Origin of the sequence: Paraburkholderia sp. GAS333, assembly GCF_050435665.1 — a bacterium.
In the GTDB taxonomy this organism is placed as follows: domain Bacteria; phylum Pseudomonadota; class Gammaproteobacteria; order Burkholderiales; family Burkholderiaceae; genus Paraburkholderia; species Paraburkholderia fungorum_A.
In genome coordinates this window covers 1,323,357-1,337,020 of the sequence record NZ_JBNDKS010000002.1, presented here as the reverse complement: position 1 = coordinate 1,337,020, position 13,664 = coordinate 1,323,357, and the positions used below count along the sequence as shown (strand labels likewise).

Sequence of the window (13,664 nt, the reverse complement as noted above, 5' to 3'; positions counted from 1 at the left end):
GGGGCTGGCGGCTCCAGCAGCCTCCACCACCCCGGCGTAAAATATCGACCTGCTCGCGCATCCGTTGCGCTCAAAGCATCCCACTCAAATACGCACCGGTCCCACGATGTTTAATCCCAGCCGCGACGAAGTTCGTCTCTTTTTCACCGACACCTGGCGCAAACAGCGCAAAGGCGAGATTCTGACGCCGCTGGAGGCCATTGCCGCCGACTGGATCGTCGAACATCCCGAATATCACGCCGACCTGAGCGACGGCGGCGCCGCGCAAGCGCAGGACTACTCGCCGGAACGCGGTCAGACGAACCCGTTCCTGCATCTGTCGATGCATCTGGCCATCACCGAACAGTTGTCGATCGACCAGCCGCCGGGCATTCGTGCGGCGCATGAGCGCCTCGCCGCTCGCCTCGGCTCGACTCACGAAGCGCAGCACGCGATCATGGATTGCCTCGGCGAGACCATCTGGGAAGCGCAGCGCACCGGTACGCCGCCGGATACGGATGCTTATCTGCAACGCATCGAACGCCGCGCCACGCGCGATTGATGAAGCGAGCAGCGGTTGCGGACGCGGGAAAGGCAATGTCGGCAAGTGTATGGCCGCCGCTCGGCGGCACACTGGCGCGCAAGAGTTAGGGTTTAGCTTTAGCTCCAGGAATGACGGCCACGACACCGTCAGCCAGCAGTACCGTCCGATACAGACTCAGGCCGTGGCGTCATGAAAAACGTGCAGCGGTCGAAAGTAAACTCCTTGTCCAAAGCCAAAACCGTCCCAAGTCTCCCAAAACAAAACACCTCGCCGAAGCGAGGTGTTTTTCAATCCGAGGCTCAATCCAAAAGCACGCGCAAAACGCGCAGCGCCGTTACTTCTTCTGCACCAGATCGCCGCTCAGCGATTCGATGTAAGCCGCGATATCTTTCATGTCGTTCGGCGAAAGGCTCTGCACCTGCGCCTGCATGATCGCGTTGTTGCGCCCGAGGTGCGGATTGCCGTTGCCCATCTGGTATTGACGCAGCGCCCAGTAGACATAGTCGGAATGCTGTCCCGCCAGCTTCGGATATTCAGGACTGACCGGCTTGTTCAGGTTGACGCCGTGACATGCCGCACAGTTGTGGCTGTCGGCCAGCACCTTGCCGTTGCCGGCGTCGGCCGCGTGCGCGAAGTTCGCTGCAACCAGCCCCATCATTACCGCCGACGCGCATGCAGCCTTGAACACCGTGTGGAGTGCCTGTTGTGGCTTAATCATGAATTCTCCTATCCCGCGAATAGTTATAGCCGGGTGACCGACGCCGATCACTTGTCGGGATTGCTTTTCGAAGAGGAATTTTGCGCCGCGTAGTAAGCAGCGATGTCGGCGATGTCCTGATCCGACAGCGTGACGGCGATGGCATGCATGGTCTCGAAGTGCCGGTCACCCTTCTTGTAGCCATGCAACGCGTTTTCGAGGTAGGCCTGATTCTGGCCGCCCAGCATGGGTACGCGGTACACCTCGGGATATGCCGTGCGATATTCGGGGATGCCGTGGCAGCCGATACACATCGCGACTTTGCTCTGGCCGGCCTTGGCGTTACCTACGACATCCGCTGCCTGCGCACTGGCCGCGAAGCCCCCAAATACCGACAGCGCAACGATCACAACGTTTTTGCCAACGAATTTATTCATAGCATGTAACCTGGCTTGAGGGGAGACGGGCGCCCGGAAAGGCAACGACCCACGCCGTTCTTCTTGTAGGGTAGCCACGCAGGCCAAAAAAATCGGGCTAATTGTACCGCGCTGTCGCGCCGAACGTCCACCGGGCGGGGCTGCGGGGGCGGCTCATCAAAGCCTTGCCGCAGGACCGGCCGTTTTACCGCGAAAGTCCCGCCAGGCAAGGTTTTTCGTCCGACTAAAGCAGCTGCCGACCGGCTTCGCCGAGCCGCGCAAAACGCCCACGCAGCGCACTCATACAGCGTTTACCCGCTGCCTGTATTCGATGCGATTCAGTGGCTCGTTCTGCAGCTCACGCGGCGCGCCTCCCGAACGCTTTGCGAATCGTGGCAATGCCAGCCGGCAGACCCACGGCAACGCCCAATTTGCCATGGATACATCCGCTTCCGCATGCCCCGGCGCGGACGACATCGCACGCCACATCGCGGGTCATACCATACGCGAGCCGGTTTCAAGGCAACAGGTCTTCTGACTTATACTGGGTTTTTTCCAAAAAAGAGCACCTCGCCATGCGTTTCGAAGGCTCATCGCAGTACGTCGCCACCGACGACCTCAAGCTCGCGGTCAACGCCGCGATGACGCTGAAGCGCCCGCTGCTGATCAAGGGCGAACCCGGCACCGGCAAGACCATGCTCGCCGAAGAAGTCGCCGCCGCGCTCGGCATGCCGCTATTGCAGTGGCATATCAAGTCGACCACCAAGGCCCAGCAGGGTCTGTACGAATACGACGCGGTGTCGCGTCTGCGCGACTCGCAACTCGGCGACGAGCGCGTCAAGGACATCCGCAACTACATCGTCAAGGGCGTGCTGTGGCAGGCGTTCGAGTCGGACGAGCAAGTCGTGCTGCTAATCGACGAGATCGACAAGGCCGACATCGAATTCCCGAACGACCTGCTGCGCGAACTCGACCGTATGGAGTTCTACGTGTACGAGACGCACGAGCTGATCCGCGCGAAAAAGCGCCCGCTCGTGATCATCACGTCGAACAACGAAAAAGAGCTGCCGGATGCGTTCCTGCGCCGCTGCTTCTTCCACTACATCAAGTTCCCCGATCCGGTGACGATGCAGCAGATCGTCGAGGTGCATTACCCCGGCATCAAGAAGGACCTGCTCGCCGCGGCCATGCAGAGCTTTTTCGAACTGCGCAACGTGGCGGGGTTGAAGAAGAAGCCGTCCACGTCGGAATTGCTCGACTGGCTCAAGCTGCTGCTCGCCGAAGACATTCCGCCCGAAGCGCTGCGCTCGTCGGATCAGAAGCAGATCATTCCGCCGCTGCACGGCGCGTTGCTGAAGAACGAGCAGGACGTGGGCCTGTTCGAGCGGCTGATTTTCATGAACCGCAATAACCGTTGAGCAGTGATTGGCCAGCGGTTCGAATCGCGTTGACCACGATTGACCGCTGACTGGCGAGACCAGTCGGCGGCAACGCAATCCAGACCGCCAGCCGGTGTGAACACAGCGCCGCTCGCCCGTCGCCGCTGTGGCAACTATCTCGCATGGGACCCAGCATGCTGATCGATTTCTTCTACTCGTTGCGCGCCGCCAAACTGCCGGTGTCGGTCAAGGAATATCTGACGCTGCTCGAAGCGCTCAAAGCGAACGTGATCGCGCCGTCGCTCGACGAGTTCTATTACCTGGCACGCATCACGCTAGTCAAGGACGAGCAGTATTTCGACAAGTTCGATCAGGCGTTCGGCGCGTATTTCAACGGCGTCGCGCAGGCGTCGGAACTTGCCTTCGACGTGCCGCTCGACTGGCTTAAAAAGAAGCTGCAACGCGATCTGTCGCCGGAAGAAAAAGCGCAGATCGAAGCGATGGGCGGCCTCGACAAGCTGATGGAACGCCTGAAGGAACTGTTCGACGAACAGAAAGAGCGTCACGAAGGCGGTAGCAAATGGATCGGCACGGGCGGCACGTCGCCGTTCGGCAACGGCGGCTATAACCCGGAAGGCGTGCGCATCGGCGGCGATGCGGGCGGCAACCGCACCGCCGTGAAAGTGTGGGAAGCCCGCGCGTATCGCGATTACGACGATCAGGTCGAAATCGGCACGCGCAACATCAAGGTCGCGCTGCGCCGTCTACGCCGTTTTGCGCGAGAAGGCGCGGCCGAAGAGCTCGATCTGCCCGACACGATCCGCAGCACCGCCGCGAACGCGGGCTGGCTCGATCTGAAGATGGTGCCGGAGCGGCACAACAAGGTGAAAGTGCTGATGCTGCTCGATGTGGGCGGCTCGATGGACGACCACATCAAGCGCACTGAAGAGCTCTTCTCGGCGGCCAAGGCCGAGTTCAAGCATCTCGAGTTTTATTATTTTCACAACTGCGTCTACGACTTCCTGTGGAAAAATAACCGCCGCCGTCACGCGGAACGGATGCCGACCTGGGACCTGCTGCACAAATTCACGCCCGACTACAAGCTGATCTTCGTCGGCGACGCGACCATGAGCCCCTATGAAGTGCTGCAACCGGGCGGCTCGGTGGAGTACAACAACGCCGAAGCGGGCGCGGTCTGGCTGCGCCGGCTCGCGGACCACTTCCCGCATTTCGCGTGGCTCAATCCCGAACCGGAAGGTTTGTGGGCGTACCGGCAGTCGGTCAGCGCAATCCGCGAAGTGCTGGGTCAGCGGATGTATCCGCTGACGCTTGCCGGGCTGGAAACCGCGATGCGCGTTCTGAGCAAATAGCCTGGGCCTCGCTTTGGATCAGGGGCTTCAGGTCAGGTTTCGCATCACGTTTGGGTCACGTTTAATTCTCGACTATAAGAAAACATCTGCATGAGTCCATCTTCATCGCCTGAGCTGTCGCCGGCGGCCACGCCGCCCAAACGCATCAATCCATTCGCCGACACGTCGCTGTCCGCCATCGTCGCGGGTTTCGTCGCGATGATGACCGGCTACACGAGTTCGCTCGTGCTGATGTTCCAGGCGGGCCAGGCCGCGCATCTGACCGATGCGCAGATTTCGTCGTGGATCTGGGCGCTGTCGATCGGCATGGCCGTGTGCACGATTGGGCTGTCGCTGCGCTTTCGCGCGCCGATCGTGATTGCCTGGTCGACGCCCGGCGCGGCGCTGCTGGTTTCATCGCTGCCGCATGTGTCATACCCGGAGGCGATCGGCGCATTTATCGTCTGCGCGGTGCTGTTGACAGTGGTCGGCCTGACCGGCTGGTTCGACACGCTGATGAAGAAAATTCCGGCGGGCATCGCGTCGGCGTTGCTGGCGGGGATTCTGTTCGAGATCGGCATCGAGATTTTCCGCGCTGCGCAGTTCCAGACCGCGCTCGTGCTGGTTATGTTCTTCACTTACCTGATCATCAAGCGGCTCGCCCCTCGCTATGCAATCGTGACGACGCTGGTGGTCGGCACGGTGGCCGCGGGTGTCCTCGGGCTGCTCGATTTCAGCCGGTTTCACGTCGCGCTGGCTCATCCGGTGTTCACTTTCCCGGCGTTTTCGGTGGCGGCCAGCGTGAGCATCGGCATTCCGCTGTTCGTGGTGGCGATGGCGTCGCAGAACGTGCCGGGCATTGCCGTGCTGCGCGCCGACGGCTACACCACGCCGTCCGCGCCGCTGATTTCGACCACCGGCATCGCGTCGCTGCTGCTCGCGCCGTTCGGCTCGCACGGCATCAATCTTGCGGCGATCACGGCGGCGATCTGCACCGGCCCGGAAGCGCACGAAAACCGCGACAAGCGCTACACCGCCGCCGTCTGGTGCGGCATTTTCTATCTGATCGCCGGGACTTTCGGCGCGACGATCGCCGCGTTGTTCGCCGCGCTGCCGAAGGCGCTGGTCGTGTCGGTCGCGGCGCTTGCGCTGTTCGGCTCGATCATGAGCGGCCTCGCCAACGCAATGCAGGACGTGAAGCAGCGCGAAGCGGCGTTGGTGACGTTCATGGTGACGGCGTCGGGGCTGACCTTGCTGTCGATCGGCTCGGCGTTCTGGGGGCTGGTGGCGGGCGTGCTGACGCAACTGGTGTTGAATGCGCGCCGCGCGTGAGCGGGCTTGCCCGCGCTAGCCGCTGTATCGCTGTATCGCCCAAAAATCCGTTTGAACGGATCGCCGAGGCCAACTGTCAATACCGGTTCAGGCGATCCGCCATAGAATAGAAGCATCCGTCAGCGTTCCCGGCCAGATTGTGGGAATGCTGCAGCGTGACCCGCGGCCGCCGTCGCTGATTCGTCCAGTCAGTCAGGCGGCGACCTCATTTCTCCTGAACCACGGCGCAAGCGCGCCCTGAAGGCTCGAACATGACAACCGCACTCGACCAACTCAAGCAATACACCACCGTCGTCGCCGATACCGGCGACTTCCAGCAGCTTGCCCAATACAAGCCGCAGGACGCGACCACCAATCCGTCGCTGATTCTCAAAGCGGTCCAGAAGGACGACTACAAGCCGCTGCTCGAAAAGACCGTCAAGGCACATTCGACGAAGCCGGTCGGCGAAATCATCGACCAGTTGCTGATCGCTTTCGGCACCGAAATCCTGAAGATCATCCCGGGCCGTGTGTCGACCGAAGTCGACGCGCGCCTGTCGTTCGACACCGAAGCGTCGATCGCCAAGGGCCGCGAACTGATCGCGCTGTACAAGGACCACGGCATCGGCCGCGAACGCGTGCTGATCAAGCTGGCGTCGACGTGGGAAGGCATCCGCGCGGCCGAAGTGCTGCAGAAGGAAGGCATCCACTGCAACATGACGCTGCTGTTCTCGCTGGCCCAGGCCGCAGCCTGCGCGGAAGCGGGCGCACAACTGATCTCGCCGTTCGTCGGCCGGATTTACGACTGGTACAAGAAGAACGCCGGCAGCGCGTGGGACGAAGCGAAAGACGGCGGCGCGAACGATCCGGGCGTCAAATCGGTGCGTCGCATTTACGCTTACTACAAGAAGTTCGGCTACAAGACCGAGGTGATGGGCGCGAGCTTCCGTACGCCCGGTCAGGTTCTGGAACTGGCTGGCTGCGATCTGCTGACCATCAGCCCGGATCTGCTGCAAAAACTGCAGGAAAGCACCGAGAAGGTGGAGCGCAAGCTGTCGCCGGAAATGTCGAATGACGCGAGCATCGAGCGCGTGCCGGTCGACGAATCGTCGTTCCGTTTCCTCGTCAATGACGAGGCGATGGCAACTGAAAAGCTGGCTGAAGGCATTCGCGCATTTGCCGCCGATGCCGTGAAGCTGGAGAAGCTGATCGACGCGCTGCGGTAAGCGCTAGCGCCGTACGCCGGTCATTCGGACTTCGCGGCTGGTAAGCGCCCGGATTTCGATAGCGCTTCGTGCTGGCGAAGATCGAAACAAGCGGCCCGGAACTGTATGGTTCCGGGCCGCTTGCCGTTTCAGGCAATGATCGGACGCTGCACAGCGCAGCAAGAACTATCTAAGTCTGCGCCAACCCGCTCGCCGTTCGCAGGCACTTGCGCCAAAGCCGTTAGTTGCCTCTGCCGCACAGTCGGTGGACGCCAGCCTCTGCCCCCGCCATCCTACGCAATAACGTCACAATCCCCACGACAACGGACGACTACAATCGTCTGCACGCCCTTCCCCGCTGCCATCAGGCGAGGAGCCCGGCGCTGCTGACCCAATAACGGGAGACGATCATGTACGTTCAGCCTTACGTGTTTTTCAACGGCCGTTGTGAAGAGGCGCTCGAGTATTACAGCGCAAAGCTCGGTGCCGAAGTGACCTTCAAGATGCGCTACAAGGACGCGCCGCCCGACGCGCAGAACCAGCGCCCCGGTCTCGAAGAAAAAATCATGCACGCGAGCGTGCAGATGGGCTCGACCAACTGGATGGCGTCCGACGGCAATTGCGATCCGAACGACAGGATGAGCGGCTTCAGCCTGGCGCTCACCGCCGACGACGCGGCATCCGCGAAAAAATATTTCGATGCGCTCGCCGACGGCGGCCAGGTCGTCATGCCGCTTCAGCCGACCTTCTGGAGCACCGGCTTCGGCATGCTCGTCGATCGCTTCGGGCTGATGTGGATGGTGTCGGAACCCGAGCGCCCTGACTCCGCGCCCGCCTAAACCTTAAGCAAAGTCCGCGAATGCCGCTCGATGTTCCAGTTCGGCTCGGTTTCCAGCAACAGCGCGCGCAGCCGGTCCACCTGCTCCGCGAGCCGCTGCCCAAGCCAGTACGGCCCCTGCAGATCGGGCGGCAGCGTCAACGCGAGATCCGCGTGATGCTGCGCGAGCGGCGACGCAGCCGGAATGCTGTAATGCGTGACGCGGCCGAAGCGCAGTGCGCGCGCCATTGCCAGCAGAATGCCACGCACCGCACGAACTTCGACGCCGCATTGCGCTGAATACGCGGCGCGCGCGGCGGCGTCGGCGTGCATCAGCGGACCGGTCGCGAGCAATTCCAGCGCGCTCAACACCGAGCGATGCAGCCGCTGGATCTCCTCCAGCTTCGACTGCGGCACGTCGATTTCCTTCGCCACCGACGGCATCAGCGAGCGCAATTGCACCAGCCGCTTGTTGATCAGCAGAAAGCGTTTGACCTGCTCTTCCTCGCTGATCGTGCCGCCGTCGATCAGCCGCGCGTAGACCGACGCGCATTCGCGCAGATTCGCCGCGAGCCCGTAGCGCCAGGAATAGGTCGCGTGCAGCGGCAGCGCGAACGAAAACGCCAGCGCGATCACGATGCCAATCAGCACGTTCAGCGTGCGCCACAGGCCGACGTCGATCAGATTGTCGCCGTGACCCGCGACGATACACATCGTGATGGCCGTCAGCAGCCCGATATAGCCCGATGACCCGATCGCGAACCACGCGCAGATCGCGGCGACGATCGACATCAGCACATAAGTGAGCGGCAGCGAGCCGATCAGATTCTGCTGCACGATCAGCACCAGCCCGATGGTCGCGCCGAGCAGCGTCCCGGCCGCGCGCTCGGCCGCTTTCTTGCGGATGTTGCCGTGATGCTGCAAGCCGCCGATCACCACCAGCAGCGTCACCGACGACCAGATGCCATGCGGAATATCGATGCCGGTCGTCGCCAGGATCGAAAACAGCATGGCGAGACCGACGCGCAGGCTGTGCAGCACCTTCGCGTGCCGATAGCGGTAATACGGCGAGGTGACCGCGCGGACCGCCCGGCTGAGCGCCGAACGGCGTGGAATCACGGTGCGGGAATCGGCAGAGGCCATGGCGGCGCGTCGGACGCGGTGAGGGACGGTTTCGCTATCGTGCCCTGGAGTGCGAGGTAAAGACAAACGCTGCGACGCCCGAGCCGTCCAGATAGACAGTTGCGATCGACACGTAAAGCAATCCGCGCGTGGACTTCCATATCGACAAAAACAAACGCCCGCACGCTTTCGCGTGCGGGCGTTGTGTCGCGTTGTATCTTCAGCGCGCCATGATCAAACAGGGCAACGCAAACAGCTGGCCAAACAGAATCGGCTCAGACGATAAAGATCAGCCCTCGACCACGTCCAGATAATCCTCCGGACGCGTGCGATCTTCGGCGCGCTTCATGCCGAATGCGCGCACCAGCAGGCTCACCACGACCGACACCACCAGGTTCACGATCAGCGACCACACCGCCGCATAGCCCGGAATCGCCATGCCGAACAGGTGAATCGTGAAGATCGAGCTGGCCAGCTTCAGCGAAATCGCCATCCACGTGCCGGTGGCAATGCCGACCGCCCAGCCGATCAGCAGGCCGCGATAGTCGAGCACGCGCGTGAACAGACCGAGCACGATGGCCGGCAGCGTCTGGATGATCCAGATGCCGCCGAGCAGTTGCAACTGGATCGCGTACGTCAGCGGCAGACCGAGAATGAACGCGACCGCGCCGACCTTGACGATCAGCGACACCAGCTTCGCGACATTGGTCTCCTGCTCGTGCGTCATGTTGCGGTTGATGAACTCCTTGTGCACGTTGCGCGTGTACAGGTTTGCGGCCGCAATCGACATGATCGCCGCCGGCACCAGCGCGCCGATCCCGATTGCTGCGAACGCGACGCCGACGAACCACGACGGGAAGAAGTGCAGGAACAGCGCGGGCACCGCGAAGTTCGGGCCGAACGCCTTGAAGTACGGCGCGAATTCCGGCATGTCCTTCACGCCCGACGCGAGCGCCATGAAGCCGAGCAGCGCGAGCAGGCCAAGCACCAGCGAGTACGCCGGCAGCATCGCCATATTGCGGCGGATCGTGTTACCCGATTTCGACGACAGCACCGCCGTGATCGAATGCGGATACAGGAACAGCGCGAGCGCCGAGCCGACCGCCAGCGTCGCGTACGCGCTATAGCCGTTCAGGCTGGACACATCCGGCGACTTCAGCAGCAGTTTGGCCGGCGGCACGACGCCGAAAATGTGACCGAAGCCGCCCAGCTGCGGCGGAATCACGATGATCGCCGCGAAGATCGTCACGTAGATCAGGATGTCCTTGACCACCGCGATCATCGCCGGTGCGCGCAGGCCCGATGTGTACGTGTACGCCGCGAGAATCGCGAACGCGATGATCAGCGGCAGATCGCCGACGAAGCCCGTGGTGTCGAAACCCAGCGCGCCGATCACCACTTCGATCCCGACCAGTTGCAACGCGATATACGGCATGGTCGCGACGATGCCGGTCAGCGCGATCGCCAGAGCGAGCATGCGGCTGCCATAGCGTGCCGACACGAAGTCCGCCGATGTCACGTAGCCATGACGTTTCGCAATACTCCACAGTTTCGGGAACACGACGAACGCGAACGGATAGATCAGGATCGTGTACGGCAGCGCGAAGAAACCGGTTGCGCCCGCGCCGAACACCAGCGCCGGCACGGCAATAAACGTATACGCCGTGTACAGGTCGCCGCCCAGCAGGAACCACGTGACGATCGTGCCGAAGCGGCGGCCGCCCAGACCCCACTCTTCCAGATGCGCGAGGTCGCCGCGCCGCCAGTGGGCCGCGACGAAACCGAGAATCGTGACGCCGATAAAAAAGAGGACGAAGACAAAGGTTGCGGTGGCGTTCATTATCGTGCGCCTCCCTGCGTGCGGCCGTCGGTACGGGAACGCGTCTTGGTCTTGAAGTACACGAGCGCCGTGATCACGGCGCTGATCAGCACCCACAGAAGCTGGTACCAGTAGAAGAACGGGAAGTCGAACAGTTGCGGTTCGATCCTGTTGTACGACGGCACCCAGATCATCGCAATCCAGGGCAACAGCAGCAGCCACAGCCAGTGCTTGCTGGCCTTGTTGGCGTCGGCGTCGTGAGCCATGACGTCTCCTCTTCGTATTATTGAAATGTCGGCCCGTGTTCGACGGGAGGTGGATCCCACACTGAGGGCCGCCCCGCGGGTGCCACGGGCGCCCCGAAAGCTTCGAAAGAGTATAGGAGTCGCAAATGCGCGGTCAAGCAGGGACGACCCTTGGCGAAACCGTGCTTTTGACAAGGCTCGTTGACGGTTGAAGGCGGGGAATTCGATGCGCGGGAAGCTCGCCTGGAAGGCGTCGCGCGGATACGGCGGAGGGTGGTGCAAAGCGGCGAGGTGCCTGCCGGACAGCCCGTTGCAGGCTGCCCGGCAGTGCCGGAGATCATGGAATCAGACGATCAGACATTCAGACGGAGAACGACTCGCCGTTCTGCCCCGTCGATTCCTGCAGACCCTTGATCCACTTGCGCGCCGGCAGGCCGAGTTCCGCTTCAATCAGCTTCGCGCGCGTTTGCAGGGCGCTGAACGGCACGTCGAGCGCCGGTCCCGAGAACGCAATCGCGATGCGGTTGCCGTCGTGCACTTCCGGCAGCGCGACCACGCGGCCGTCGAACGCTTCGTTCAGACGCTTCATGTTGCGCACGAAGCTCGGGTGATCGCCGAACAGATTCACCGTCACCACGCCCGCATCGGTCAGACATGCGCGCACCGCGCGGTAGAAGCCGACGCTGTCGAGCACCGGGCCGCGCGCGGTCGCGTCATAGACGTCGATCTGCAACGCGCCGATCGTGCCGTGATTCGCGCGGTCGTTGACGAAGTCCCATGCATCGATTTCGTGCACGGTCAGACGGGCGTCGTCCTGCGGCAGGCCGAACATCGCGTGAGCAGCGATCACCACGGCCGGATTCACTTCGACCGCCTCGACCTTTGCATCCGGCAGGAACCGGTACGCGAACTTGGTCAGCGCCGCCGCACCCAGACCGAGCTGGACGATGCGCTTCGGCGTTTCGATGAACAGCAGCCAGGCCATCATCTGCTGCGCGTATTCGAGTTCGATGTGATCGGGCTTGCGCAAACGCATCGCCCCTTGTACCCATTCCGTGCCGAAATGCAGGAAACGCACGCCGCCCTCTTCCGAGAACGTCACCGGCGCAAAACGCGGCTTGCGCGGCGTTTCGATTTGCGGCGCGTCTTGCAGATCGTCGTCGTGCAACGCGCGTTTGCTGTTGCGCGCCGGTTTCTGCGCAGCCTTTTGCACGGATTTAGCGGTTTTCTGTTTTCCGCCGACGCTGTCCGCGTCGCGGCTACGGAAGGCACGCGCCTCGGCCGAAGCGCGTTTGATCAAGTTCGTCATGTGAGGATGTCGCGTTGGAAACGCAATTTTTGGTCGAACGAGAGCATAGCATTCGACGGGGGCGGGGCTGGGTTTTGAGGTGGAGGTGGAGCAGTCGAACGCGTCGGCTTTGACGTTCCGGTACGTGCGGTCATTCGTTCCGACTGAAGTACAGGTTGACGGCGAGAGATTCGCCATAAGTCCTTTCCTCGCAAGATCCGCTTAGAACAGACGCGCCGTCACTCTCACTCGATGATGCCCCGCCACAGCACCAGCTTCTGCTCAAACGAAAGCATCGCATTTGCCGGACTCGACGAAGGCAGCACCAGCGTGTCGTAACCCGCCGCGCCGATCACGGGCGCAAAGCGCCCCGCTGTCTTGCCGTTGAAGCAAACCTTCGTGAGCTTCGGAGCGTGCGCGCGAAGCGACGCGAAATCGTTGGGACTTGCGTTGCGGATCGCGGCATCGAGGCTACCTTCGCGCTCACACGCGGCAAGCACATCCCACACGCCGATGCCGTGAGCCAGCACGCGCCGCAAGCGCTCCTCGTACGCAAGTTCGACGAGTTGCGGTTCGCCCAGCACTGTTCCTAGCAGGCGCCAGAACTGATTTCGCGGATGCGCGTAGTACTGCGTCGCCGCCAATGAAGCTTCACCGGGGAAGCTGCCTAGAATCAGCGTATGTGTATCTGCGGCGACGACGGGAGGAAAGCCACGCAACATCAGCGGCCTCGCCCGTCGGAACTGCGCGGCGCGGAATGCGCACGCGAAGCCGTGTGCTCAAGCGACCGACCGTGTTCGCGCACCCGTGGATGCACTGCGTGCGCCGGCGAAGCAGCACCTTCGTGCGAGCGCCCCAGCTCACTTGACACGGCCAGATGCGCCCACAGCGCCGGCAACATGCATTCGGTCACCATCAACAGTGCGCGGCGTCGTTCGAAAACCGAGCGGCGCGCAAGCAACACCTGCGGCGACACGTCGCCAATTTCACACGCAGCCAACCGATATAACGGATGCCGCGCAGTTACCTTGCGGCTCACCAGAGCCGAACGCGCGACGCTGCTGTCGCTATACAGAAGCTCGGCGAGCGGACGCGTGCGCAAGCGCCGCGTAGCCTGCCAAACGCCAACGCTCGCCGCATGCGGCGTCACGCTATGAGCGGCGACGAAAGGCACACCATTGACCGACAACACCACTTCGCGCACCCACACAGGCGCGCGCGGCGTAATGCCGAGTGCGGCGCATTCGTCGGCCCATGGGAGCGCCACACATTCGCGTGTGACACGCACGGCGACCGGGCCTAACGCGCGCAAATGCGCGGTTAGTGAGCCGCCGCGAGTCAGCCAGTCTTTCTGGGCGGCACTCAGGCCGGGTAAGGGCGCAACGCGCCAGTGGGCGTCGGCGGCATCGAAACGGATAGACATGGTATCGGATTATAGCGGCGCGATTCCCTGTGGAATTTCCGCCTGCGTCATCGGCTGCTCCGAACCTTCC

At 62.3% G+C, this 13,664-nt stretch carries 14 protein-coding genes; 6 read left to right on the top strand and 8 right to left on the bottom strand.

Going from position 1 to position 13,664, the window contains the following annotated elements:
* Positions 1–106 precede the first annotated feature (106 nt).
* On the top strand, positions 107–541 hold the full coding sequence (locus tag ABH945_RS15120) for a DUF1841 family protein (protein ID WP_074763438.1): 435 nt from the start codon (positions 107–109) through the stop codon (positions 539–541).
* 316 nt (positions 542–857) lie between these two features.
* Here the strand turns inward: ABH945_RS15120 and ABH945_RS15115 are convergent, their stop codons facing one another.
* Positions 858–1,241, bottom strand: a complete 384-nt coding sequence (locus tag ABH945_RS15115; RefSeq protein ID WP_429250998.1) for a c-type cytochrome — start codon at positions 1,239–1,241, stop codon at positions 858–860.
* A 47-nt stretch (positions 1,242–1,288) separates the two neighbouring features.
* Positions 1,289–1,657, bottom strand: coding sequence for a c-type cytochrome (locus tag ABH945_RS15110; RefSeq protein WP_074763436.1), 369 nt, complete (start codon positions 1,655–1,657; stop codon positions 1,289–1,291).
* Between the two features lie 554 nt (positions 1,658–2,211).
* Between ABH945_RS15110 and ABH945_RS15105 the strand changes: the two genes are divergently transcribed.
* The 5 genes from ABH945_RS15105 (at position 2,212) to ABH945_RS15085 (ending at position 7,719) form a co-directional block, all read left to right on the top strand.
* On the top strand, positions 2,212–3,054 hold the full coding sequence (locus ABH945_RS15105; RefSeq protein ID WP_074763435.1) for an AAA family ATPase: 843 nt from the start codon (positions 2,212–2,214) through the stop codon (positions 3,052–3,054).
* 155 nt (positions 3,055–3,209) lie between these two features.
* Positions 3,210–4,385 carry a vWA domain-containing protein gene (locus ABH945_RS15100; protein WP_074763434.1) on the top strand — a complete coding sequence of 392 codons (1,176 nt, stop codon included), beginning with the start codon at positions 3,210–3,212 and terminating at the stop codon, positions 4,383–4,385.
* Between the two features lie 90 nt (positions 4,386–4,475).
* Entirely contained in the window at positions 4,476–5,696 is a 1,221-nt protein-coding gene (locus ABH945_RS15095) for a benzoate/H(+) symporter BenE family transporter (protein ID WP_429250997.1), read from the top strand.
* Between the two features lie 251 nt (positions 5,697–5,947).
* The gene (gene tal, locus ABH945_RS15090; RefSeq protein WP_074763432.1) at positions 5,948–6,901 is read left to right on the top strand and encodes a transaldolase; all 954 of its coding nucleotides are present in this window, start codon (positions 5,948–5,950) and stop codon (positions 6,899–6,901) included.
* 389 nt (positions 6,902–7,290) lie between these two features.
* The gene (locus tag ABH945_RS15085) at positions 7,291–7,719 is read left to right on the top strand and encodes a VOC family protein (protein WP_429250996.1); all 429 of its coding nucleotides are present in this window, start codon (positions 7,291–7,293) and stop codon (positions 7,717–7,719) included.
* On the opposite strand, the gene ABH945_RS15080 is transcribed toward ABH945_RS15085, so the two are convergent.
* The 6 genes from ABH945_RS15080 to ABH945_RS15055 all read right to left on the bottom strand — a co-directional run bounded on the left by ABH945_RS15080 (position 7,716) and on the right by ABH945_RS15055 (position 13,594).
* On the bottom strand, positions 7,716–8,840 hold the full coding sequence (locus tag ABH945_RS15080; protein WP_074763430.1) for an FUSC family protein: 1,125 nt from the start codon (positions 8,838–8,840) through the stop codon (positions 7,716–7,718). The genes ABH945_RS15085 and ABH945_RS15080 overlap by 4 nt on opposite strands.
* A gap of 268 nt (positions 8,841–9,108) precedes the next feature.
* Positions 9,109–10,659 (bottom strand): monocarboxylate uptake permease MctP, encoded by a 1,551-nt coding sequence (gene mctP, locus ABH945_RS15075; RefSeq protein ID WP_074763429.1) that lies wholly within the window; start codon positions 10,657–10,659, stop codon positions 9,109–9,111.
* On the bottom strand, positions 10,659–10,904 hold the full coding sequence (locus ABH945_RS15070; RefSeq protein ID WP_074763428.1) for a DUF3311 domain-containing protein: 246 nt from the start codon (positions 10,902–10,904) through the stop codon (positions 10,659–10,661). The genes mctP and ABH945_RS15070 overlap by 1 nt, the downstream gene beginning before the upstream one ends.
* Positions 10,905–11,244: 340 nt before the next feature.
* Entirely contained in the window at positions 11,245–12,192 is a 948-nt protein-coding gene (locus tag ABH945_RS15065; RefSeq protein ID WP_074763427.1) for a spermidine synthase, read from the bottom strand.
* Positions 12,193–12,416: 224 nt separating this feature from the next.
* Positions 12,417–12,893, bottom strand: a complete 477-nt coding sequence (locus ABH945_RS15060; protein WP_429250995.1) for a DNA-deoxyinosine glycosylase — start codon at positions 12,891–12,893, stop codon at positions 12,417–12,419.
* Positions 12,893–13,594 (bottom strand): chorismate--pyruvate lyase family protein, encoded by a 702-nt coding sequence (locus tag ABH945_RS15055; protein WP_429250994.1) that lies wholly within the window; start codon positions 13,592–13,594, stop codon positions 12,893–12,895. The genes ABH945_RS15060 and ABH945_RS15055 overlap by 1 nt, the downstream gene beginning before the upstream one ends.
* Positions 13,595–13,664 lie beyond the last annotated feature (70 nt).

Coding starts and splice junctions, on each gene's coding strand:
- tal (WP_074763432.1), top strand. CDS start 5,948: ATGACAACCGCACTCGACCAACTCAAGCAATACACCACCGTCGTCGCC.
- mctP (WP_074763429.1), bottom strand. CDS start 10,659: ATGAACGCCACCGCAACCTTTGTCTTCGTCCTCTTTTTTATCGGCGTC.
- ABH945_RS15060 (WP_429250995.1), bottom strand. CDS start 12,893: ATGTTGCGTGGCTTTCCTCCCGTCGTCGCCGCAGATACACATACGCTG.
- ABH945_RS15120 (WP_074763438.1), top strand. CDS start 107: ATGTTTAATCCCAGCCGCGACGAAGTTCGTCTCTTTTTCACCGACACC.
- ABH945_RS15110 (WP_074763436.1), bottom strand. CDS start 1,657: ATGAATAAATTCGTTGGCAAAAACGTTGTGATCGTTGCGCTGTCGGTA.
- ABH945_RS15095 (WP_429250997.1), top strand. CDS start 4,476: ATGAGTCCATCTTCATCGCCTGAGCTGTCGCCGGCGGCCACGCCGCCC.
- ABH945_RS15065 (WP_074763427.1), bottom strand. CDS start 12,192: ATGACGAACTTGATCAAACGCGCTTCGGCCGAGGCGCGTGCCTTCCGT.
- ABH945_RS15115 (WP_429250998.1), bottom strand. CDS start 1,241: ATGATTAAGCCACAACAGGCACTCCACACGGTGTTCAAGGCTGCATGC.
- ABH945_RS15085 (WP_429250996.1), top strand. CDS start 7,291: ATGTACGTTCAGCCTTACGTGTTTTTCAACGGCCGTTGTGAAGAGGCG.
- ABH945_RS15100 (WP_074763434.1), top strand. CDS start 3,210: ATGCTGATCGATTTCTTCTACTCGTTGCGCGCCGCCAAACTGCCGGTG.
- ABH945_RS15055 (WP_429250994.1), bottom strand. CDS start 13,594: ATGTCTATCCGTTTCGATGCCGCCGACGCCCACTGGCGCGTTGCGCCC.
- ABH945_RS15070 (WP_074763428.1), bottom strand. CDS start 10,904: ATGGCTCACGACGCCGACGCCAACAAGGCCAGCAAGCACTGGCTGTGG.
- ABH945_RS15105 (WP_074763435.1), top strand. CDS start 2,212: ATGCGTTTCGAAGGCTCATCGCAGTACGTCGCCACCGACGACCTCAAG.
- ABH945_RS15080 (WP_074763430.1), bottom strand. CDS start 8,840: ATGGCCTCTGCCGATTCCCGCACCGTGATTCCACGCCGTTCGGCGCTC.